The 21060-nt window shown below is 74.4% G+C and carries 20 protein-coding genes; 14 read left to right on the forward strand and 6 right to left on the reverse strand.

Annotated features, from left to right (window positions below):
* Nucleotides 1–135: 135 nt before the first annotated feature.
* Both ASC58_RS06360 and ASC58_RS06365 read right to left on the reverse strand, forming a co-directional pair.
* Nucleotides 136–432, reverse strand: a complete 297-nt coding sequence (locus ASC58_RS06360) for a hypothetical protein (protein ID WP_056918710.1) — start codon at nucleotides 430–432, stop codon at nucleotides 136–138.
* 9 nt (nucleotides 433–441) lie between these two features.
* Nucleotides 442–1230 carry an inositol monophosphatase gene (locus ASC58_RS06365; protein WP_056918865.1) on the reverse strand — a complete coding sequence of 263 codons (789 nt, stop codon included), beginning with the start codon at nucleotides 1228–1230 and terminating at the stop codon, nucleotides 442–444.
* A gap of 267 nt (nucleotides 1231–1497) precedes the next feature.
* Here ASC58_RS06365 and ASC58_RS20910 point away from each other — a divergent pair, with 267 nt between their 5' ends.
* The 5 genes from ASC58_RS20910 to ASC58_RS06390 all read left to right on the forward strand — a co-directional run bounded on the left by ASC58_RS20910 (nucleotide 1498) and on the right by ASC58_RS06390 (nucleotide 7653).
* On the forward strand, nucleotides 1498–2475 hold the full coding sequence (locus ASC58_RS20910) for a type IV toxin-antitoxin system AbiEi family antitoxin domain-containing protein (protein WP_056918711.1): 978 nt from the start codon (nucleotides 1498–1500) through the stop codon (nucleotides 2473–2475).
* A 159-nt stretch (nucleotides 2476–2634) separates the two neighbouring features.
* On the forward strand, nucleotides 2635–3774 hold the full coding sequence (locus ASC58_RS06375; RefSeq protein WP_235529121.1) for a glycosyltransferase family 2 protein: 1140 nt from the start codon (nucleotides 2635–2637) through the stop codon (nucleotides 3772–3774).
* Between the two features lie 67 nt (nucleotides 3775–3841).
* The gene (locus ASC58_RS06380; RefSeq protein WP_056918866.1) at nucleotides 3842–5800 is read left to right on the forward strand and encodes a glycosyltransferase family 4 protein; all 1959 of its coding nucleotides are present in this window, start codon (nucleotides 3842–3844) and stop codon (nucleotides 5798–5800) included.
* The gene (locus tag ASC58_RS06385) at nucleotides 5800–6780 is read left to right on the forward strand and encodes a lysylphosphatidylglycerol synthase transmembrane domain-containing protein (protein ID WP_056916854.1); all 981 of its coding nucleotides are present in this window, start codon (nucleotides 5800–5802) and stop codon (nucleotides 6778–6780) included. Before ASC58_RS06380 ends, ASC58_RS06385 begins: the two co-directional genes overlap by 1 nt.
* A gap of 9 nt (nucleotides 6781–6789) precedes the next feature.
* Nucleotides 6790–7653: a class I SAM-dependent methyltransferase gene (locus ASC58_RS06390; RefSeq protein ID WP_082553016.1), complete on the forward strand. Its 864-nt coding sequence runs from the start codon at nucleotides 6790–6792 to the stop codon at nucleotides 7651–7653.
* Nucleotides 7654–7737: 84 nt separating this feature from the next.
* On the opposite strand, the gene ASC58_RS06395 is transcribed toward ASC58_RS06390, so the two are convergent.
* Nucleotides 7738–8439 carry a DUF3105 domain-containing protein gene (locus tag ASC58_RS06395; RefSeq protein WP_056916856.1) on the reverse strand — a complete coding sequence of 234 codons (702 nt, stop codon included), beginning with the start codon at nucleotides 8437–8439 and terminating at the stop codon, nucleotides 7738–7740.
* A gap of 88 nt (nucleotides 8440–8527) precedes the next feature.
* On the opposite strand from ASC58_RS06395, the gene ASC58_RS06400 reads away from it, so the two are divergent.
* Nucleotides 8528–9463 (forward strand): DNA-3-methyladenine glycosylase, encoded by a 936-nt coding sequence (locus ASC58_RS06400; protein ID WP_056918713.1) that lies wholly within the window; start codon nucleotides 8528–8530, stop codon nucleotides 9461–9463.
* A gap of 6 nt (nucleotides 9464–9469) precedes the next feature.
* Here the strand turns inward: ASC58_RS06400 and ASC58_RS06405 are convergent, their stop codons facing one another.
* The 3 genes from ASC58_RS06405 to cofD form a co-directional block, all read right to left on the reverse strand.
* The gene (locus tag ASC58_RS06405; protein ID WP_157598384.1) at nucleotides 9470–10003 is read right to left on the reverse strand and encodes a hypothetical protein; all 534 of its coding nucleotides are present in this window, start codon (nucleotides 10001–10003) and stop codon (nucleotides 9470–9472) included.
* A 104-nt stretch (nucleotides 10004–10107) separates the two neighbouring features.
* Nucleotides 10108–11187: a coenzyme F420-0:L-glutamate ligase gene (gene cofE / locus ASC58_RS06410; RefSeq protein ID WP_056918867.1), complete on the reverse strand. Its 1080-nt coding sequence runs from the start codon at nucleotides 11185–11187 to the stop codon at nucleotides 10108–10110.
* A gap of 2 nt (nucleotides 11188–11189) precedes the next feature.
* Nucleotides 11190–12164 (reverse strand): 2-phospho-L-lactate transferase, encoded by a 975-nt coding sequence (cofD, locus tag ASC58_RS06415; protein WP_056918715.1) that lies wholly within the window; start codon nucleotides 12162–12164, stop codon nucleotides 11190–11192.
* A gap of 283 nt (nucleotides 12165–12447) precedes the next feature.
* On the opposite strand from cofD, the gene ASC58_RS06420 reads away from it, so the two are divergent.
* The 8 genes from ASC58_RS06420 (at nucleotide 12448) to ASC58_RS20915 (ending at nucleotide 21043) form a co-directional block, all read left to right on the forward strand.
* On the forward strand, nucleotides 12448–12741 hold the full coding sequence (locus ASC58_RS06420) for a hypothetical protein (protein ID WP_056918716.1): 294 nt from the start codon (nucleotides 12448–12450) through the stop codon (nucleotides 12739–12741).
* A complete protein-coding gene (locus ASC58_RS06425; RefSeq protein ID WP_056918717.1) occupies nucleotides 12741–13742 on the forward strand; it encodes an FAD:protein FMN transferase in 1002 nt (333 codons plus the stop codon). Before ASC58_RS06420 ends, ASC58_RS06425 begins: the two co-directional genes overlap by 1 nt.
* Nucleotides 13739–14299, forward strand: coding sequence for a ferric reductase-like transmembrane domain-containing protein (locus tag ASC58_RS06430; RefSeq protein WP_056918718.1), 561 nt, complete (start codon nucleotides 13739–13741; stop codon nucleotides 14297–14299). The genes ASC58_RS06425 and ASC58_RS06430 overlap by 4 nt, the downstream gene beginning before the upstream one ends.
* Entirely contained in the window at nucleotides 14296–15432 is a 1137-nt protein-coding gene (locus ASC58_RS06435) for an NADH-ubiquinone oxidoreductase-F iron-sulfur binding region domain-containing protein (protein WP_056918719.1), read from the forward strand. The genes ASC58_RS06430 and ASC58_RS06435 overlap by 4 nt, the downstream gene beginning before the upstream one ends.
* Entirely contained in the window at nucleotides 15410–15640 is a 231-nt protein-coding gene (locus tag ASC58_RS06440; protein ID WP_056918720.1) for a ferredoxin, read from the forward strand. Before ASC58_RS06435 ends, ASC58_RS06440 begins: the two co-directional genes overlap by 23 nt.
* A gap of 262 nt (nucleotides 15641–15902) precedes the next feature.
* The gene (locus ASC58_RS06445) at nucleotides 15903–16118 is read left to right on the forward strand and encodes a WhiB family transcriptional regulator (protein WP_200947759.1); all 216 of its coding nucleotides are present in this window, start codon (nucleotides 15903–15905) and stop codon (nucleotides 16116–16118) included.
* 33 nt (nucleotides 16119–16151) lie between these two features.
* Nucleotides 16152–19556 carry a glycosyltransferase gene (locus ASC58_RS21795; protein ID WP_082553018.1) on the forward strand — a complete coding sequence of 1135 codons (3405 nt, stop codon included), beginning with the start codon at nucleotides 16152–16154 and terminating at the stop codon, nucleotides 19554–19556.
* The gene (locus ASC58_RS20915; protein WP_056918722.1) at nucleotides 19553–21043 is read left to right on the forward strand and encodes a DUF5719 family protein; all 1491 of its coding nucleotides are present in this window, start codon (nucleotides 19553–19555) and stop codon (nucleotides 21041–21043) included. The genes ASC58_RS21795 and ASC58_RS20915 overlap by 4 nt, the downstream gene beginning before the upstream one ends.
* The last annotated feature ends 17 nt before the right edge of the window (nucleotides 21044–21060 follow it).

Raw genomic sequence — 21060 nt, forward strand, 5'->3', positions numbered from 1 at the left:
GCCGATCGACCGGAGCGAGGGTAACTCGCGGAATTACGACATTTCGGCCCGTTGCGCGAACACGCAGGGCCGTTCGCGCAGACGTGCCCGAACGGCTGAGGTGACCGGGTGCGGGACGCCCGTCGCGGCGCCGGCTCAGTCGAGGAGCTGCCAGGTCGACCCGACGCCGTCCGGCCCGGTCAGGCGACCGGTAGAGAGGCCCTCGCGGATCCGTCGTCGCACGAGCGGGACCTCGGCGGGCGAGGCGTCGAACGCCACCGTGACGACGTGCTCGTCCCCGTCGGGCTCGACCGAGGAGTGGTGCGGCCAGCGGCAGTCGCCGTCGTGCTCCCAGTGGCCGCAGAGCGCGACGGTCACGGCGCCACCGAGGGCGGCGGGGTCCCCCGTGAGGTCGCGCACGCGCCATACCTGCTCGTGCGCGAAGCCGACCACGGTCTCGACCTAGCGCTTCGCGAAGGCGTCGCTCGCGTGGCGCCGCACCGCGGCATACGTGCCCCTGTCGGCGGCCACGATGATCCCTGGCGTGAGCACCGTCGGTGCGTATGGCGTCCCGTCGGCGTGCCCGACGTAGCCGCCGGCCTCGGTGACCATCAGCCCGCCGGGGGCGTGGTCCCAGGGGCTGTTGCGGGCGTACAGGATGTAGTCGGCGGCACCTTCCATGAGGCGCGGGTAGTCGACCCCGCAGCAGACCCACGAACCGACCAGCGCGGGCAGGGCGCCGAGCGAGTGCCCGCGCAGCGGCCAGATCGAGGTGACGCCGCGCGGGGGCACGCCGTCGGCGACGGGTTCGCGGGTGACGCGCTCGCCGTTGCGGAAGACGCCGGCACCCTTCTCGGCGACCCAGGCGACCTCGTGCTCGGGCTGCCAGATCCAGGCACGGACGGTCTCGCCGTGCCGGACCTCGCTCACCATGACGGCGTGGTCGGGGGAGCCGTGGACGAAGTTCTTGGTGCCGTCGACCGGGTCCACCGTGAAGGCGTGCTCGGCCTGCACGTAGCGGTCGAGGGTGCTCGGGTCGGTCGAGGTGCGTTCCTCGCCGAGGATGAACGCCCCCGGGAAGGCCGCCTCGAGCTCGCGCGTGAGGATCGCCTCGGACTCCTGGTCGGCGATCGTGACGAGGTCGCCGGGGTTCTTCTCCATGACCTCGCCCTCGGCGAGCGACCTGAACCGCGGCGTGATGACCTCCGCCGCGACGGACTTCATGAGGTCCAGCACCTGTCCTGTGTCCACGACCCCACCGTTCCACACGTCAGCCCCCAGCGGTGCACCCGGTCCAGCCCCGCCCCCGCCCGCCTACCTGTCCCGCCCCCACCAGCCCCGCCCCCACCAGCCCCGCCCCCACCAGCCCCGCCCCCCATCCGCGAGTTTGAAGCGTCACCGACGCCCTGGCGTCACCCGCGCTTCAAACTCGCCGGGAGGGGGGCGATCACGCCGCCACTGAACCGGGCCTGTGGACAAACCTCCGGAGCCGGGGACGAGCCCGCGCATCATGGGCCGGTGGCGGTCGACTGGGCAGGGCTGCGGCGGTGCGCGAACCGCCAGCACGACCTCCTCACCCTCGCCCAGTGCCGGGCCGCCGGGCTCGGTGACCGCGCGGTGCAGTGGCGGGTGCGCTCGGGACGCTGGGTGCGCCTGCACCCCCGCGTCTACCTCACCAGGCCGGGCCGTTCGGAGTGGATCGTGACCGCTTCGGCCCGCCTGCTGTCCCTGCAGCGGGACCCGGTCGTCGGTGACGTCGCCTTCTGCGGTCGATCGGCGGCCCACCTCTGGGGCGTGCGACCCCAGCCGCCACCGCGACTCGACCTCGTGGTGCCGTACACCCGATGTCCCCGACCGATCGCAGACGTGGCCGTGCGCCGGTCGATGAGATGGGCTGACCTCATCGACGACCGGGCCTGGCCGTGGCGGACGACCCTCCCGGCGACCGTTCTCGACGTCGCTGCCGACGGTTCGCCGACCGACTGCCTGGCGACCGTGGCACGCGCCGTCCAGCAGCAGCGAGTCTCTGTCGCCGAGCTCCGCCAGGAGCTGGCTCGACGACCCGGGCACAGGCACGGTGCCGTTCTGAGGCCCGCCCTGGCGGATGTCGCGGACGGCGCGCAGAGCGGGGCCGAGGTGCTCTACCTGCGGGATGTCGAGCGGGCCCACGGACTGCCTCGGTCGGTGTCGCAGTCACCGTCGGACGCTGGGCGGCGACGGTGGCACGACCACGAGTACACGGCATACCGGCTCATCGTCGAGGTGGACGGCCGCCTCGGGCACGAGCAGTGGGCCGACCGGGTGCGGGACGGGAGGCGCGACCGGCTCCTACTCGGGTCGGACCGGGCCACCACGCGGGTGTTCTGGGCGGACGTGGCCGTGACACCGTGCCGGACCGCGCACGACATCGCGGCGATCCTCACCGCACGAGGGTGGGCGGGTCGGGTCCGGCCATGCCGCCGCCCCGGGTGCGGGCTCGGACACGGCCGAGTTTGAAGCGGCGGCCCCGCCATGACGGCGGTGACGCTTCAAACTCGCGCAGGGGAGTGGGACGGAGCGGGACGGAGCCGGGCGAGGGGTATGGCGCGGCGCGAGGTGGCGTCGCGGCGCACCTGGGCGTGCGGGCGGCGACCGGCGGGTAGGCTCGGCGCCGAGATGAGCGAGCACACCAGCACCGGTCCAGCAGTCCCCGTCGCAGCCCCCGAGACCGAGATGATCCCGACCTCCCAGCCGGCCGCGACGCCGGCCGCGCAGGCACCGGCCCAGCCGGCCGCGGTCCCGGCCCAGCCGGCGCCCCACGTGGCGGGACCCGTGACCACGACGGACGGGCAGCTGTCGGTGCACCCGGCCGACGCGGCCTACCTGCCGAGCACGGCTGGCACGCCGCAGAGCGCCCGCGACGCGGACAAGCCGTACGTCACGATCGTGCTGCCGTGCTTCAACGAGGCCGCGCACGTGCTGCAGGAGATCGACCGGATCACGGTGGCGATGAACTCCAGCGAGTTCACCTACGAGCTGCTCTGCATCGACGACGCCTCCACCGACGACACCCTCGAGGTGCTGCACCAGGCGGCGCGCGACTACGCCAACATCCGGGTCATGCCGTTCCGCCGCAACGGTGGCAGCGGCACGGCCCGCCGGATCGGCACGCAGCAGGCCCACGGCGAGATCGTCGTGTGGACCGATGCCGACATGACCTACGAGAACGAGCGCATCCCCGAGCTGGTCCGGATCCTGCGCGACGACCCGTCCTACGACCAGGTCGTCGGCGCCCGCACCACCGAGGAGGGCACCCACAAGTGGGCGCGCGTCCCGGCGAAGTGGCTGATCCGCAAGATCGCCGAGAAGCTCTCCAACCAGACCATCCCCGACCTCAACTCGGGTCTGCGGGCCTTCCGCCGCGAGGTCTCCCTGCCGTACCTGCGCCTGCTGCCGCCCGGCTTCAGCTGCGTCACGACGATCACGCTGGCGTTCCTGTCCAACCAGCACGACATCAAGTACGTCCCGACGAGCTACGCCAAGCGCGCCGGCGTCAGCAAGTTCCACTTCGTCCGCGACGCCTACCGCTACATCCTCCAGGTGCTGCGCATGGTCATGTACTTCGACCCGCTCAAGGTGCTCATGCCCCCGGCCCTGTGGCTGGTCGTCATCGGCGTCGTCAAGGCCCTGGTCGACATGGTCCGCCACCCGTTCTACTTCCCGGCCAGCACGGTGCTGCTCATCGTCAGCGGGATCATGATCGGTTCGCTGGCGCTGCTGTCCGACCTCGTCGTGCGCTCGCGCACGGGCGTGTGAGCGCGCTGCGGTATGCCGCGTGGCCGGCTCGGGTGAGCCGGTCGACCGTCGCGGGGGGACCGCTCCGGTGACGCCGATCGCCGCTCTCAAGGTCGCCGTCGTCGGGCCCACGCACCCCTACAAGGGTGGCGTCGCCGCCCACACGACGAGCCTCGCGCACGAGCTCGCCGAGGCCGGCCACGACGTCACGCTGGTGTCGTGGTCGCACCTGTACCCCTCGAAGCTGTACCCCGGTGAGCAGGCCGTCCCGGGTGGGGCGCCCGACGTCGAGCCGTTCCCGCGGACGGTCCGTGCCCTGAGCTGGGCCCGGCCGGACACCTGGGTGCGGACCGGCCGCCGGCTGCGCGGGTTCGACGTGGTCGTCGTGGTGCACGTCATCCCCGCGGTCGTCCCCGCCCACCTGGCCCTGCTGCGTGCGGCAGGGGCCGGACGTCGTGGCGTCGGCGCCGCCCTGACGGCCGGGCGGGGGTCCGGAAGCCCGCGCACCGTGGTCATCGCCCACAACGTGCTGCCGCACGAGTCGCACCTCGGCGACCGCGAGCTCATGCAGCAGCTGTTCGAGCGCGTCGACGCGGTCCTCGTGCACAGCGACGAGCAGGCCCGGCTCGCGTACGAGCTGCACGCCCCCCGCGTCTCGGTGACCGACCTTCCCCCGCACCTCCCGGGCGGCGCCCCGGTCGAGCGGCCCGCCCACGAGGGCGCGCCCCGCCTGCTGGCCCTGGGGATGGTCCGCGACTACAAGGGTGTCGACCTGCTCATGGAGGCCTTGGCCAAGGTGCCCGGCCCGACGCTCACCGTGGCCGGTGAGATGTGGGGCAGCAGCGGCGAACGCGTCAGGGAGCTCGCCCGCGACCCGCGGCTGCGCGGCCGGGTCGAGGTCCACGGCGGCTACGTGCCGGCCGACCGGCTGGCCCCCCTGCTCGCGTCCCACGACGTCCTCGCGCTGACCTACCGCAGCGCCACCGCCTCCCAGAACGCCCTGCTCGGCCGCCACCACGGCCTCGCCGTGCTCGCCTCCGACGTGGGGACGTTCGGGTCGCAGGTGCGCGACGGCGTCGACGGGCTGCTCGTGCCGCCCGGGGACGAGGACGCCCTCGTCAAGGCCCTCGAGCGGCTGTCCGAACCCGGGTACGCCGACGAGCTCCGCGCCCGGGTCCGCCCGCCGGACCTCTCCGGGCCGTGGGCCAACTACCTCGGCACGCTCGAGGCGCTCGCCGCCGTCGAGCCGGCCACGCTGCCCGACGAACCCGACGAGGTCGTCCCCGACGTGGGCACCGCCCCGAACCCGCCGGCGGGCAGCGGCCCGGCTGCGGTCGTCGGCCACCTACGGCACCGCGTCACCTCGGCGGTCCGGGGCCTGGTGGCGGCCTCCCGCCCCGAGGTCGAGCTGGGCCGCGGTGACCTGCCGGAGTGGATCCGGGCGTCCGACATCCTCGCCGACGGCCACGACGCCGACGAGGCCAAGGCCTTCGCCAAGCGGCTGGGCCTGCCGCGGTGCGGTGACTCCATCGCCGCCTGGGCCGCGCTCGGCGCCCTCGCCGCGATCGTGCGGGTGCGTGACGACGGTCGTCGCAGCGCGGTGATCGTCGACGAGTCGGGCACCCGGTCGCCGCTGTCGCGCTGGGCCCGGTCCATCGGGTTCGCGCCCGTCGAGCTCGAGCTCACCGGCCACCGGTCGAGCGTCGAGGTGCTCGACGTCGACACCGCCTCGCTCGACGTCATCGTGCGCCTGCACCCCGGCGGCTGCGACGCCGACGACATCGACGAGGCGATGAGCCAGGCGAGCTGGGCGCTGAAGTCCGGCGGCCTGCTCTGCGTCACGCTGCCCATCGGGCCGTCCAGCGCGGAGGGCGCGCTCGGCCCGGCCGACGTGCGCGGCGTGCTGGCGCGGTCGCACGACCTCGGGTTCGTGCTCGTCGGTGACCTCGACGGCGACATCACCGGCCGGATGCGCGAGGCGTCCGGCACGTCGACGCGCACCGACACGGCATACGGGCTGCTGCGCCTGACGTTGCGGCGGCGCTGATGACGCGCGCCAAGGTCTTCACCGGGCTGCGCATCGCGCTGGCCCTGCTCGTCCTCGTCGCGGTCGGTGTCGCCGTCGCGCGCAACTGGGCCGAGGTGTCCGAGGACATCGACAACATCGACGCCGGCTCCTTCGCGCTGGCCGCGTTCCTCGTCTGCCTGCCACCGGTGCTGACCATGCTGGGCTGGCGGGTGCTGCTGGCCGACCTCGGGACGAAGCTGCACGTCGCCCCGTCCGGTGGCGTGTTCTTCGTCGGTCAGCTCGGCAAGTACCTGCCGGGCGCCGTCTGGAGCATCGTCGTGCAGGCCGAGATGGGCGTGAGGCTGCACATCCCGCGCCGCCGCTCGGCGGTCGTCGCCTTCGTCACGGTCGCGCTGGCTGCCATCTGCGGGCTCATCGTCGGGATGCCCGCGGTGCCGCTGCTCATCACGGGTGGCAACGCCTCGACCACGGGCTGGGTGGCCCTGCTCATGGTGCCGCTGCTCAGCCTCGTGCTGTGGCCCCGCCTGCTCAACTGGCTCATCGCGACCGTCCTGCGGGTCCTGCGCCGCGAACCCCTCGAACACGAGCTCTCGGGTCGCGCGGTCCTGGTCTCGAGCGGCTTGTTCATCCTTGCGTGGCTCTGCTCGGGACTGCACGCCTTCGTCCTGGCGCGGGCGACGGGCGTGACGTACGACGGCTCGCTGCTGGCGCTCGCGACCATCTCGGGCTTCGCCCTCGCGTCCTCGCTGGCGATGTTCAGCGTGGTCCTGCCCGCAGGCGTCGGCGTGCGCGAAGGGCTGCTCGTCCTGATGCTCGCGCCGATCACCTCGACCTCGGCCGCTACGGCCGTGGTGGTGCTGTCGCGGTTCCTCACCGTCATGGCCGACGTGCTGTTCGCCCTGGGTGGTTGGCTCTACGCCCGCTCCCACCACCTCATCACCACCCGCGACGAGCGCGAGCCGGACCACGCCACCGTCGACGGTCCGACCGGAGGATAGATTGCCGCAATGACGACTCCAGACGAGGCGAGCCCGGGACAGGTTGCCGCTCCGCCCGGGGGACCGTTGCTCGCCGTCGCCAAGCGCGGCGCGGAGCGCGTGCTCTGGGGGCGGGTCGCCCTCCAGCGCCGGGCCGAGGCACGCCGCGGGTATGCCGCGAACCGGCCCGTCCCCACCTCGGTCGCCCCCACGGCCGTCCTGCGCACCCGGGCGGACTGGGAGCGCGCGGTGGCCGAGGGGCGCCGCCTGCGCCTGCCGCTGCACCGCGACCAGCCGAAGAACTGGGATGGGCTCGGCGCCGTCGGTGCCGTGCTGTCACTGGCTGATGACGGCAGCCGCACGGCCCGCGTCATGGATGCCGGGAGCGCGCGCTACTCGCCCGTCCTGCCGTGGCTACGGCTCTACGGCCTGGGGTCCGCCGAGGGGTCGCTCATCGGCATCAACCTCGAGTTCGGCGACGAGGTCCGGCGCGACGGCGTGGTCTTCCGGCACGGTGACGTGACCGCGACCGGCCTGGGTGACGGCTCGCTCGACGCCATCACCTGCATGTCGGTCATCGAGCACGGGGTCCCGCTCGAGGGGTTCCTGCGCGAGAGCGCCCGGGTGCTGCGCCCGGGCGGGGTCCTCTGCGTCTCCACCGACTACGACCAGGAGCCGCCGGACACCACGGGGCGGATCGCCTACGGCAGCGAGGTGAAGATCTTCTCGCCGGAGGACATCCGTGAGCTGGTCGCCGCGGCCGACCAGGTCGGCCTCGAGCTCGTCGGCGACCTGTCGACGTCGGACGCCCTGTCGCACGAGGAGCGCCCGGTGCACTGGGACCGCGTCGGCCTCGACTACACGTTCATCCTGCTCACCTTCCGCCGCCGCTGACCGGCGCGAGCCCGGACGACAGACAGGTGTGCCGCCCGCGGGGAGCGGGCGGCACACCTGTCGTCGCGTGGGGGAGGGGCGGTCCTACTGGGCGCCCGGCTCCTGGGTGTCGCTGGCCGGGTACTTCTTGACGAAGTCGACCACGGCCTGGCCGGAGAGGTCGCCGCACAGCTGGCGGTGACCCGCGTCCTTGGCCCAGTGCACGAGGGCGTACGGCTTGCCCGCGGGGAACGCGCCACGGCTGGCGTCCCACTCGACGACCTTGAACTTCCCGGAGGAGTCGCTGAGCTTGTTGCCCTGGTCGGCGACGTCCTTGAGCAGGGTGGTGTCCTTCACCTTGCTGCCGTCGTACCAGAGCACGGTGTAGCCGTGCTCGAGGTTGTGGACCAGGGTCTCGAGCGCGGGACGGTCGGCGGCGGTGTAGAAGTCGCGGCCGCTGACGTCCGGGGCCACGAAGTGCGGGCCGTGGCTCGGGGGGATCGTGTCGTACTTCACCGAGGTCTCGTCCGGCTTGTTCGTGCCGGGCCCGACGTGCTCGCCGGTGCCACCACCGGAGTCGGTCGTGGGCGCGTCACAGCTGGCCGCGGCGACGCTGACGCCGAGGTTGGGGAGCTGCTTGGACTTGGCGTCGTTGATCGCGTAGAAGACCACGCCGCCCAGGCCCACGAGCAGCACCACGAGGCCGGCCCCGATGCCTGCCTTGACCTTGCGCTCCTTGGCCTTCTGCTGGTTCTGGATCTCGGCCAGTCGGGCCTTGCGGTCCTGGCTCGCACGCTTGTTGCTCACGGGTTCCTCGGTGGCTCGGGGTCGGGTCGCGCAGAGTCTACGTGGCCCACCTGCGGTCGTTGTCACCCCAACGCGCGACACTTGCCGCATGTCCCCGACGGTCGAACGCACCCGTGTGTGGCGTCCCGACCGTCCGGTCTCCGTGGGCCTGGTCATCTCGATCCTGCGCCGCGGCGGGGGCGACCCGACGTTCCAGCCCGACCGCGGGCAGGGCTGGTGGCTGGGCCTGCCCACGCCCCAGGGGGCCGCGACGCTGCGGCTGGTGCAGCGTTCCGACGACGGTGAGGTCACGGCGTCGGCCTGGGGCCCGGGCGCCGACTGGGCGCTGGCCCAGGTGCCGGCGCTGCTCGGCGCGGGGGACGACGAGACCGGCTTCGTGGCCCACCACCCGCAGGTGGCCCGGGCGCACCGCCGGTATGCCGCGTGGCACGTCCCGCGGTCGGGCCTGGTCCTGCACGCGCTCGTCCCCGCGGTGATCGAGCAGAAGGTCACCGGGCAGGAGGCGTTCGGCGGGTACCGCGCCCTCGTGCACCGCTTCGGGTCGCGCGCGCCCGGGCCGGGTGAGGCCCGCAAGCTGTGGGTCGCCCCGGACGCCGCGACGTGGGCGGCGGTGCCCTCGTGGGAGTGGTTGCGGGCCTCGGTCGACGGGGCCAGGTCCGGGACGGCGGTCCGGGCGGCGAAGGCCGCCGGGCGGCTCGAGGAGTGCGCGTCGATGACGACGGCGGACGCGCGGGCACGGCTGCGCGCCATACCCGGCATCGGGGTCTGGACGTCCTCGGAGGTGGCCCAGCGCGCCCTCGGTGACGCCGATGCGGTGAGCTTCGGCGACTACCACGTGGCCAAGAACATCACCTGGGCGCTGCTCGGCGAGGCCAGGGACGACGACGTCCTGGCCGAGCTGCTCGAGCCCTACCGCGGCCACCGCTACCGCGTGCAGCGGCTGCTCGAGCTCGACGGCCACTTCCGTCCCCGGCGCGGCCCACGGATGTCGCCCCGCACCCACCTGCCCACCGGCCGCGGCTGAGGGCGGTCAGGTGCGGGCAGCCAGCGACATCGGTTCGTTGACGACCCGGGCGAGGAGGTGGGCGAGGTCGTCGGGCGACACCGCCTCGACCGGCACCGCCAGGACGAGGTGGTGTCGCGGCTTGACGACCAGGACGTCACCGACCTGCACCACGCGGCTGAGTGCCTCGTACGTGTAGGAGTAGGCCGCCTCGCCCACGGCGAAGGTCACGGTGTCGGCGGTGATCCGCGACCCGATGACGGTGCCGGGCGGGCTCTGCGTCGCAACCGTGTGGCGCACCTTGCGACGCAACGTCAGGTACCACGACACCCACGTCGTCGGCGCAGCCATGACGATGACGAGTCCCGTCGCGGCCAGCGTCGAGTGCTGCTGCACCGGGGTGAGGCCCGGGACGGACACGACGAGCGCCACCCCGAGTGCCGCCACGACGGTCAGCCAGGTGAGGGCGATGTTGCGCCAGACCCGGGGGTCGCGCGAGGCGTACTCGACCAGGGCGCGGGCCTCGCGGTGGGGCAGGTCCGGGCCGGCGACCACGCTCACGGTGCGACCCGACGGTGGGGGGACGACGGACCCGGTGCCGACGGGCCCGGGGGCTGCGACGCCGGGCGGGGGAGGGAGCTCGCCGCCGGGGCGGCGCTCGCGCCTCACCCGCGTGCGGGAGGGCGGTCCCGGGCGGTCAGCACCACGCTGTCGCCCGTCGCCTCCGGTGGGACCACCACGTCGACGCCTTCGCCCCACAGGGCGACCTGGAGCCGCGAGGTGACGACCCCGAGCTCGTACGGCGTCGCGGCCGAGACGCGCAGCTCGATCGTCTGCGTGCCACCGCCGCCCTCGTGCGCACCACCCACATCCACCCCCGCAGTCTCGCACTCCCGCAGGGCGACGGCCACTGCGCGGGTGACCCTGTCGGTGACGGGTTCCGGTGCGACAGAGGGGATCCCGACGTCCTGCGCGGACTGACCACCGGGAGGGACGCCGAGGGCCGAGCGCACGGACTCCGCCTGCCCCAGCCCGAACCAGTCGCCGGCACCGGTGCGGACGAGCGTCCGGGCGCCGGGCCCGGCGTCGGCGGTCGCCCAGGGGGTCCCGCGCACGACTGCTGCGGGGACGGCGTCGGCCTTTCCCTTGACGAGGTCGGCGGCGGCCGCCAGCTCGTCGGCGACGGCGCGGGCGGTCACGGACAGCGGGCGGCCGTCGGCGTCGACCCCGCCGCGGAGGTCGTCGAGCACCGCGACGCCGCTCGCGCCGAGGGCGAAGTCGGTCTGGCCGCTGCGCCACGGACGGCCGGCGGTGTCACTGAGGACCACGCCGAGCCGGGTGAGGCCGGTCGCCGCCAGCAGGGCCTCGCGCAGCCGGAACGCCTCGGCGTCGGGGTCCGCGGGCAGGAGCAGCACGTCCTCACGGTCGCCGGTGTTGGAGGCGTCGACGCCGGCCGCTGCCATGACCGGGCCCGCCACCGCCTCGACCACCGAGGTGAGGCGGTCGCCCGAGCGCCGCTCCGCCACCGTGCGCACGGTCTGGGCGGCGATCGCCACGGACCGGTCGCGGCCGTCGGCCCAGAGGCCCAGGGCCTTCGACACGATCTTGCTCGAGACGACCAGGACGTCACCGTCGACCAGGTCGCTGCCGTTCGCCCGCGCCGCACCGAGCAGGAGGGCGGCGAGGTCGTCGTCGGCCACGACCTCGGGGAGGCCGGTCAGCGGCAGGATGACCAGGGCCGTCACGGTCACGCCTTCGCGAGCTCGAGCGCGAGGTCGAGGGCCGCGCCCGCGAGGTCGGCGGCGGCGTCCTGGTCGGTCATGAGCAACGGCCGTCCTCGGACCGCGGCCCGGCCAAGTCGCACCTCGGCCTCGTCCTCGGAGGCGACGAGCCACCCGTCGAGGAAGTCCTCGTACAGGCCTGCCACGGCCGAGGGAGTGCACTCCACCCCGATGGCTGCGAGGCAGGCGTCCGCGTGGCCGCGTACCGGCACACCGCCGACCAGCGGCGACACCCCGACGACGGGAGCGGCGCTGCCACGCAACGCATCCCGCACCCCCGGCACACCGAGGATGATGCCGATCGACACCACCGGGTTGCTCGGGGGCAGGAGCACGACGTCCGCCTGGCGGATCGCGTCGAGGACACCGGGAGCAGCCGTGGCGCGGTCCATGCCGACGGCCACGAAGCGTTCCGCCGGGATCGACGCCTGGTGCCGCACCCACCACTCCTGGAAGTGGATCGCCCGCTGCCCCTCCTCGTCCTCCACGACGACGTGGGTCTCGACGGGCGAGTCGGTCATGGGCAGCAGTCGGATCCGCTGGTCGGGAAGGCCCCACCGCTCGGCCAGCCGGGTGGTGACCTCCGAGAGGGACACGCCCTGTCCCAGCCACTGCGAGCGCGCGACGTGGGTGCCGAAGTCCAGGTCCCCGAGGGCGAACCACTGGGGCTCCACCCCGTAGGCCGCGAGCTCGCCCTGGAGACGGTGGCTCTCGTCCGCGCGTCCCCATCCCTGGCCCTCGTGGATGCCGCCGCCGAGGGTGTAGAGCAACGTGTCGAGGTCGGGGCAGACCCGCAGGCCGAACAGCGTGATGTCGTCGCCGGTGTTGCCGATGACGGTCAGCTCCGTGTCGGCGAGGTCGGGGGTCCGGTCAAGGTGGGTCCGGAGGCCGCGCAGGAAACGGGCACCTCCGACGCCACCGGCGAGTGCCGTGATGCGCATGCCCGGCAGTCTTCCAGCAGGTCGTCCGCGCCCGCGCGGCAGGCCGTCCGGTCGCCGGTGGGGTGGACCGGACGACATGCAGGCCTTCACCCCGGTGGCGCCGGTGCAAAGAGGTACCGGTTCCGCCCAGTCCGGGAGCAGCGGCTCCTGACCTCCAGGCGACGCACACGGGGCCCACAGGAACTGCACATCTGCACCGGACCACTCCCGTAGGCGGCGCACAGCAACGGCACAGCGAGCGCCACCACGGTGGAACCACCACCCACCAGAAGGGACCCACCCCATGAGCGAGCCCCGCAGCCCCCTGAGCCTGGCCCGTCGCTGGACGGCCGGCGCCCTCCTCGCCACGACGCTCGGTGCCGGCGCGGTCGGGGTGCACCTCGCGACCGACCGGGGGACGACCACCGCCAGCTCGGCCGGCACGAGCACCGACTCGACCGGTGCGAGCACCGACTCGGGAAGCTCGTCCAGCTCGTCCAGCTCGACCAGCACCGACTCCGGCTCGTCGAGCTTCGGCTCCGTCGCCGGGGTCGCCTCGGGTTCGGGTTCGTCGCAGACCAGCACGAGCGGGTCCTGATGAACACCCACAGCGGCCGCGTCGCGCAGAACGTGTTCACCGCCTCCGCGTCCTTCGACGCGATCGGCACCCACCACCACCTCATCGTGACCCGGCCCGAGACGCTCGGTGCCGCCATCGCGATCGCCCGCGACCACCTGGGCGACCTCGACGCGGCGGTCTCCCGCTTCCGGCCGGACTCGGAGGTCAGCAGCCTGGCCCGTCGCCGCGACGGGGCGCACGCCCACGTGTCGCCCGTCTTCGCGGCCAGCCTGGCCGCTGCCCTGCGCACCGCGCGGCTCACCGACGGGCTGGTCGACCCGACCGTGGGGGCGGCCGTGATCGCGTCCGGGTACGACGCCGACCTCGCCGAGGTGCGCGCCCGCTCCTCGCGTCCGCCCCGCCTCGGTGGGGCGCGGTCCCGCACGCGCGACGCCCGCGCGGCCGTCGCCGTCCCGGGGTGGCGCAGCGTGGAGCTCGACCAGGGGATGCGCCGGGTGCGCGTTCCCGCCGGCACCGTCCTCGACCTCGGGGCGAGCGCCAAGGCGCAGGCCGCCGACACCATCGCCACGCTGCTGGCCGCGCGACTCGAGGGAGGGTTCCTCGTCAACCTCGGGGGTGACCTCGCCGTCTCCGGTGAGCTGCCGCAGGACGGCTGGCAGGTCGGCGTCGAGGGCACCGGGGGCGAGGTGCGCCAGGTCGTCGCCAGCCACGGGCAGGCGCTGGCCACCTCGTCGACCGGTCGACGCACCTGGACCCAGGACGGCGAACCGCGCCACCACATCGTCGACCCCAGGACCGGGTTCACCGCACCGGTCGTGTGGGAGCAGGTCACCTGCGCCGGGGCCAGTGCCCTCGAGGCCAACGCCGCCTCCACCGCGGCGATCGTCCTCGGGGCCGAGGCGCCCGCGTGGCTGGCGGCCCGCGGCATACCGGCGCGGCTGGACCCCGCCGACGGCGGACCGGTCGTCACCACCCCCGGCTGGCCCGAGCCGGGCACCCGCCACCGGAGCGCGGCATGAACGAGCTCCTGTGGTTCGTCTCCCGGGCGACCGGCACCGCGAGCATCGTCCTGCTCACCGCGGTCCTCGTCCTGGGTGCCCTCACCGCCGGTCGGCGCAGCCGGGCGGTCAGCCAGACCGTCGTCGTCGGCCTGCACCGGTCGCTGGCCCTGGGCACCTCGGCGTTCCTGCTGGCCCACATCGCGACCGCGATCGTCGAGACCTACGTCAGCATCGACTGGATCTCCGCGGTGGTGCCGTTCACGTCGGGGTACGAACCCCTGTGGGTCGGGCTCGGGACGCTCGCGTTCGACATCGTCCTCGCGGTGGTCGCGACCTCCCTGCCGCGTCACCGGCTGTCCAGGCGGGTGTGGAGGGCCGTGCACCTCACGGCGTTCGCGCTCTGGCCGATGGCCCTCGTCCACGGCTACGCCATGGGCACCGCCAACGAGCCCCTGCTGCGCCTCGTCCCCGTCGCATGCGCCCTCGTCGGAGGTGCCGCCCTCGTCTGGCGGGCCCTGGCCGGCCACGCCGACCAGACCCGCCGCCGAGCCGTCCTCACCCAGGAGTGGTCATGAACCTCGTCGACGTCCTCGAGCAGTCCGGCCTCACCGGCCGCGGTGGCGCAGCCTTCAGCACCGCCACCAAGGTGCGCGCCGCCCACGAGCACGGAGCCGGCCTCCTCGTCAACGCCTGCGACGGTGAGATCGGTGCCGTCAAGGACGCCTTCGTCGTCGAGCACCACCTCCCCGAGCTCGTCCGCGGTGCGACGCTCGTGGCCGGCACCAGGGTGCGGTACGCCGCCCACCGCGGCTCCGCGACGGAGGCACGGCTGCGTGCCGCCGGGCTCGACGTGCTGGCTGCACCAGCGCGGTACGTGTCCTCGGAGGAAACGTCGTTGATCTCGCTGGCCCAAGGTGGGCTGGCGCGACCGATGACCAAGCGCCAGCCGTTCGTCCGCGGGGGGTCCGACAGCGCGGGCCGACGGATCACCCCGACGGTCGTGCTCAACGCCGAGACCGTGTGGCGGATCGCCCAGGTCGTCGAGCGGCCGGACGGGGCGCAGTGGTTCCGCGGTCACGGGTTGCCCGACGAGCCCGGCCCGCGCCTGGTCGCGATCGGCGGCGCGGTCCCGCGACCGGGCGTCGTCGAGACCGCCGCCGGGGTGCCGCTGGCCGCGTTGCTCGGCGCGGCCGGTGCCGATCCGGGCCGAACCGGTCCCGTCATCGTCGGCGGCCTCGGCGGCACCGTGCTGCGACCCGACGAGGCAGCAAGGGTGACGTGGTCACGGGCCGGGCTCGCGCCCCTGGGCGGCGCGCCGGGCCCGGGTGTCGTCCACGTGCTGGACGCGCAGGCCTGCCCCGTGGACGCGCTCGCCGCGTGGTTCGACCACGCCGCGGGTGAGAGCGCGGGTCAGTGCGGGCCCTGCATGTTCGGCCTCCCTGCCATCGCCTCGGACTGGCACGACCTGGCCGACGGAGTCCGGGCGGGCGGCAGCGGCAGCGTCAGCAGCCGTGGAGCCCGCGCCAGGTTGGCCCGCCGCGCCGAGTCGGTGCGGGGGAGGGGGGCCTGCCGGTTCCCCGACGGGGTGGCCGGGTTGGCCTCCTCCGCCCTGCGAGCCCTGTCCGACCACCTCGACGACCATGCCCGGGGCCAGTGCGTCCCGGGCCGCACCCCCAGGAGCAGCCATGAGCACGCGCTCGCGCACTGACCGCCCGACCCTGCGCGTGGACCGGGTCGCCTGCACCGGCCACGGGGTCTGCGCCACCCTCTTGCCCGGCAGCATCCGGCTCGACGAGTGGGGGTACCCGGTGGTTCTCACCGCCGCCGAGGACGGGGTGGACGACGGGGACGAGGCGAGGGCTGCCGCGGTGCGGTGGTGCCCGGCCCTGGCGCTCTACGCCGACCGGTCGAGCTGACCTACGTCACGTGGTGGAGAGTGGACCCAGGCTCGTGCTGGGCCGGGCGTCGGTCACGATCCGTCGGCGAATCCGGGACGACCACGCCCTATCAAGGTTCACCAGTTCGGGCAAATATCAGACTTCCGCTTGACGAACCACGTATGACACGCGTGTAATTCCATTGTTGTCATCGGGTCGGTGGCAGCAACGGCACCGGGTCGAGGAGGAAGCCGTGCACGAACTTCAGTTGGTCGCCCTGGACGGCGGCGACGACACAGAGATGTCCTGGCAGGAGCGGTCGCTCTGCGCCCAGACGGATCCCGAGGCGTTCTTCCCCGAGAAGGGCGGCTCCACCCGCGAGGCCAAGAAGGTCTGCGTCGGGTGCGAGGTGCGTTCGGAGTGCCTCGAGTACGCCCTGTCCAACGACGAGCGCTTCGGCATCTGGGGCGGACTGTCGGAGCGTGAGCGTCGCAAGCTCAAGAAGCGTGCGGTCTAGTCGCCCCGGTGGCGACATCCCCGTGACGCACTCATGACGCTTGCCCCGCCGCACCGCATGACCGAGGTCGACGCCGGTCAGGCGGTGGCGGTGTCGACCGTCACCGCGGTGCTCGTCCTCCGAGGCCCGGCCTCGGCCCTGCCGCAGACCCTCGACTCCCTCGCCCGCCAGTCCCGCCGGCCGGACCGGTTGGTCGTGGTCGACCCCGGCGTGGACGGTGGCATCGTCGAGGCGGTCCGCAGCCACGCCGAGCTGGCGGCGGCGATCCCCGACACGTCCTTCGTCACGGTCCCGGCGAGCTCTTCGGTCGCCCGGGCCGTCCACGTCGCCCTGGCTGCGCAGGCCACGCCCGAGGCCACGCCCGACGCCGAGTCCCACGCCGAGTCCCACATCGGGTCCCACATCGGGTCCGGCACCGGGTCGGAGGCTGATTCCCCTGCGGTGCAGGAGAGCTCGTCGACCGAGCACCTGTGGGTGCTGACCTGCGACAGCGCTGCCGCGCCGATGACGCTGGCCCGGCTGCTCGACGCCGTGCGCCGCTCCCCGTCCGTGGGCATCGCCGGCCCCAAGCTCCTCGACTGGACCCTGCCCGGCGCCCTGCGGTCGGTCGGGCTCCAGCTGACCCGTAGCGGGCGCATCATCCCGTCGCCCGTCGTGGGCGAGCCCGACCAGGGCCAGTACGACCGGCGCACCGACGTCCTGGCCGTCCCGGCCACCGGGATGCTCGTCGAGCGTGGGCTGTACGAGCGCCTCGCCGGCCCCGACCGGGCCTTCGGCGGCTTCGGCGCCGACATCGACTTCTCCTGGCGCGCGCACCAGAGCGGCCGGCGCGTGGTCGTCGTGCCCCGGGCCACCCTGCGCACCGGTGCTCCCGACCGGGTCGCTGCCGACGACGGTGTTGGCGCCGGCGCCGACGCCCACGGCCTGACGGAGGGCATCTTCGGGGCCCCGCTGCTGCTCGGTGACGAGTCGGTCGCCGCTACGGACGCCGATGCCCAGCGAGGGACGCCAGGCCCTGCCTCCGCTGCGGACAGCCCGAACCGGCAGCGCCGCCAGGCCCGCCGCGTCGCCCTGGCCCGCTGCGCCTGGTGGGCGCTGCCGCTGCTGACGGTGTGGATCGCCGTGTCGAGCCTGGTCGCGGCCCTGGCGCTCCTGGTCGCCAAGCGGCCCCGAGCGGCCTGGGCCGAGCTGTCCGACCTCGGCGCGGTGCTCACGCCGTGGCGCGTCCTGGGCGCCCGCTGGCGCTCGCGCGGCACCCGGACCGTGCGCCGTCGCGACCTCAAGGGCCTGTTCGTCACCCAGTCGACCGTGCTGCGGCACACCGGTGACCTCGTGCACGACCAGGTCGCCTTCGACGACGGCCGCCTCGTCCCGACCGCCTCCGAGCTCGTCGAGCCCGGCCCGGTCGCCGACGAGGTGCAGGACCTCAACATCCTCGGCTCGACGTGGGCGTCCCGGTTCGCCCGCAACCCCGGCCTGCTCGCGGTCCTCCTCGTCACCGTCACCTCGCTCGCGGCGACCCGCAGCATGGGTGGGAGCGTCGTCGACCGCCTGTCCCAGGGCGTCGTCGGCGGTGAGCTGCTCGGCGGCAGGGCCACGGCCGGCGCCACCTGGCACGCGTGGCTCGACGGCTGGCACGGCGCCGGGCTCGGCTCGTCGGGCGAGCAGGGCCCCCACCTCGTGGTCCTGGCCGGCCTGGCCTGGCTGGTCACCCACGTCCCCGTCCTGGGCGCCCCCGACAGCCCCCTCGGCTCTGCCGTCGCCGTCCTGGTGACGCTGGCCATGCCGCTGGCCACCTTCACGGCCTACCTCGCCGGCCGCGTCGTCACCCGGTCGGCCTGGCCGCGGGGACTGGCCGCGCTGGCCTGGGGCAGCACCGCGGTCCTCACCACGGCCGTGGCGGCGGGGCGACTGGGTGCGGTCGTGGCCGCCGTGCTCCTCCCGCTCGTGGTCGCCGGGTTCGTGCTGGCTGCCCGCCGAGGTGGGTCGGCCACGGTGACGGCCGCCACCGTGCTCGCCACCGCAGTCCTCGGTGCCTTCGTGCCGGCCTACCTGCCGCTCGCCGCCCTCGTCGCCGTCCTCGTCGTGGTGCTCGGCCACGGACTGGCCCGACTCCGGGGCCTGGCGCTGCTGGTCGGCCCCGTCGTGCTGCTCGGCCCGTGGGTCCAGACCCTCGTCGACCAGCCCCACCTCTTCCTCACCGGTCCCGGACTCTCGGTCTGGGGCGCGGGTCAGGCGCTGCCCTGGCAGCTGGCGTTGCTGCACCCGGGTGGCCCCGCCTCCTACCCCGTCCTCGTCTCGGCTCCCATCGTCCTGGCCGGTGTCCTCGGGCTGGTGCGCGGTGGCGCCGGCCGCGGCTGGGCCGCGACGGCCCTCGCCGCCCTGGGCCTGGTGGGCCTCGCGTATGCCGTCCTCGCACCGCGGTTGGTCCTCGGCACCGTCCCGGCCGGTGACCCCGGTGCCGGGAGGGTGGTGACCGCCTGGTCTGGCACCGGGCTGTCGCTGCTCGCCCTGGCCCTCCTCGCGGCCGCGCTGCTCGGCACCCAGGGACTGGCGGTGCGCCACTCGACCGGTGGCTGGGTCGCCCTCCTGCGCTGGCCGATCGCCGCCTCGGTCATCGTGGCCGTCGTCTCCGCGGTGGGCTGGACCACGTGGCACACCCTCGGCGACACCCTGGGCACCTGGACCGACCCACGACCGGCTGTGGCCATTGACCAGGCGGAGAGCGGCATCGGCAACCGCATGCTGCTGCTCGAGCCGGAGACGTCCGGACTCGCCTACTCCCTCCTCGGGCGCGAACCCGGTGCCGTCGCCCGGGTGCTGCCCGCCACGTCGCAGGGACGGCCCGACCCGGCAGCCCTGACCGGGGCCGTGAGCCACCTCTTCGAGACCGGTGCCGGCCCGGACGAGCTCGACCCGTCGCGGGACCTGTCCGACCTGGCCGTCGGCTTCGTGGGACTGCGCACCGACGGCGACGACCCCAGGGTCCGGGTGCTCGACGGCACCGCCGGCCTCAGCCGCCTCGGCGAGCACGACGGTGTGCTGTTCTGGCGCGTCCTGCCCGGTGGCGGCGACGCACGCGATGACGCCGTGGCACCGTCCCGGGTCCGGATCGTGACGGCGGGTGCCCAGCAGGCGCTGCCGCTCGACGGCGACCACGGCCGCCTCGTGGCCCGGGCGGTCGTGCCGCCGAAGGCCACCCTCGTCCTCGCCGAGCCCGCCGAGTGGCTCCGCCACGCCCGGGTGAGCGTGGACGGTGCCGCCGTGGCACCCGAGGGCGACACGGCGGCATACCGGCTCCCGGCTGGCTCGCACACGATCACGGTGCAGGTGCTGCCCGCCTCCCCGCTCTGGCGCTGGGTGCAGGGCGCGGCCCTGCTGCTCGTCGTGTTCCTCGCCATCCCGTTCGGCACGCGCGCCTCGAGGAGGCGGAAGTGAACCCCCTCGTCGGCGGCGTCGCCCGCGCCACCCTCGCCGCGGCGGCAGGGGTGGGCATCGTCCTCGGCGCCGTGCACGTCCAGGGGGCCCTGGCCGTCGGACCGGCGCCGGGCACCCCCGCCGCCGCCCGCACGGCGACCGATGCCGTCCGGGGCTCCGCGCTGGTGTGCCCCGGCCCCGAGCTCGAGGGGGTTCCCGGTCTCGACGACGTGCCCGTGACGCCGCGGGTCGCCGCGGCCTCGGCACCGTTGCGGACGCTGACGGGGACGACCCCCTCCGCCACCCCCGGCGCGGTCGGCCTCACCCGGCTGCCCGGTGCCGGACTGGGCGGTCCCGTCACGGAACGCGCCACGAACGCCACGGCAGACCTCCCCCCCACGACCGGCGCCCTCGTCTCGGGCAGCCAGTCGCTGGCGCCGGGGCTGGCCGCAGCCCAGTCCTGGCTGCTGCCGACCGGCGACCACCGGGCCCTCGTCTCGGCAGCGTGCACCCCGGCCACCGCCGAGGCGTGGCTGCTGGCGGGAGGCGCCGCCCCCGGCCGCCAGGAACGCCTCGTGCTCACCAACCCCGGCGGCAACCCCGTCACGGTCGACGTGACCCTGCACGGTCCCGACGGCGTCGTCGCGGCCTCACAGGGCAAGGGCATCGTCGTCCCGGCCCGAGGTCGCACCGCGTTCCTGCTCGACTCCATCTCCGGTGACGTCACGACCCCCGTGGTGCACGTCGTCGCCGACGGCGGCGTGGTCTCGGCCGTGGTCAACGACCTCTGGCTCGACGGAACGCGCTCCGCTGGCTCCGACGACGCGCTCCCCGCCGCGGAACCCTCGCGCGACCAGGTCGTTCCGGCCGTCTCCATCGACGGGTCGGCGGTGCTGCGGGTGGCGGTGCCCGGTGACTCCGAGGCCGTCGTCCAGGCGCGGGTCCTCACGCCGCAGGGTCCCCGTGCCCTGCCGACCGGGGGTGTCACCCGGATCGACGGGGGACAGGTCCGGGACATCGACCTCAGCAAGCTGCCCAAGGGTGCCGTCGCCCTCCAGGTCCGTGCCGACGTCCCGGTGGTCGCGGGGGCGATGGTCACCCGTGGCACGGCCCCGGCACCCACCGACCTCGCGTGGTCGACCTCGACACCGCCCCTGACCGGCGTGGCGGGGATGCCGCTGGTCGACCCGGCAGGCAGCACCAAGCCCCTGGCCCGCCTGCTGGCCCTCACCGCCACCGGTGCCTCGGCCGGCGTCGAGGTCGTCACGGTGGACCCGCAGGGCGTCCAGAAGTCGGTGCGCCTCGACGTCCCCGAGGACGCCACCACGGCCGTCGCCGTCACCGGCGCGCGTTCGGTGTGGGTGCACCGCACCTCGGGCACCGGCGAGCTGCGCGCCGGGGTCGTGTCCACCCTGACCGACGCCGTCGGCACCCTGGTGACGACGACGCCGTTGCGCGACACCGCTTTGCGCACGACCACGGTCGGGCTGCGCGAGGTCCTGCGCTAGACCCGGTGACGGATCCC

The sequence above is a fragment of the Phycicoccus sp. Root101 genome, assembly GCF_001426245.1.
Classification (GTDB): Bacteria; Actinomycetota; Actinomycetes; order Actinomycetales; family Dermatophilaceae; genus Pedococcus.

What these genes read in the sequence shown, in the direction of transcription:
- ASC58_RS06375 (WP_235529121.1), top strand. Translation starts at nt 2,635, where the DNA reads ATGAGCGAGCACACCAGCACCGGTCCAGCAGTCCCCGTCGCAGCCCCC.
- ASC58_RS06385 (WP_056916854.1), top strand. Translation starts at nt 5,800, where the DNA reads ATGACGCGCGCCAAGGTCTTCACCGGGCTGCGCATCGCGCTGGCCCTG.
- ASC58_RS06390 (WP_082553016.1), top strand. Translation starts at nt 6,790, where the DNA reads ATGACGACTCCAGACGAGGCGAGCCCGGGACAGGTTGCCGCTCCGCCC.
- ASC58_RS06400 (WP_056918713.1), top strand. Translation starts at nt 8,528, where the DNA reads ATGTCCCCGACGGTCGAACGCACCCGTGTGTGGCGTCCCGACCGTCCG.
- cofD (WP_056918715.1), bottom strand. Translation starts at nt 12,164, where the DNA reads ATGCGCATCACGGCACTCGCCGGTGGCGTCGGAGGTGCCCGTTTCCTG.
- ASC58_RS06420 (WP_056918716.1), top strand. Translation starts at nt 12,448, where the DNA reads ATGAGCGAGCCCCGCAGCCCCCTGAGCCTGGCCCGTCGCTGGACGGCC.
- ASC58_RS06425 (WP_056918717.1), top strand. Translation starts at nt 12,741, where the DNA reads ATGAACACCCACAGCGGCCGCGTCGCGCAGAACGTGTTCACCGCCTCC.
- ASC58_RS06430 (WP_056918718.1), top strand. Translation starts at nt 13,739, where the DNA reads ATGAACGAGCTCCTGTGGTTCGTCTCCCGGGCGACCGGCACCGCGAGC.
- ASC58_RS06435 (WP_056918719.1), top strand. Translation starts at nt 14,296, where the DNA reads ATGAACCTCGTCGACGTCCTCGAGCAGTCCGGCCTCACCGGCCGCGGT.
- ASC58_RS06440 (WP_056918720.1), top strand. Translation starts at nt 15,410, where the DNA reads ATGAGCACGCGCTCGCGCACTGACCGCCCGACCCTGCGCGTGGACCGG.
- ASC58_RS06445 (WP_200947759.1), top strand. Translation starts at nt 15,903, where the DNA reads ATGTCCTGGCAGGAGCGGTCGCTCTGCGCCCAGACGGATCCCGAGGCG.
- ASC58_RS21795 (WP_082553018.1), top strand. Translation starts at nt 16,152, where the DNA reads ATGACGCTTGCCCCGCCGCACCGCATGACCGAGGTCGACGCCGGTCAG.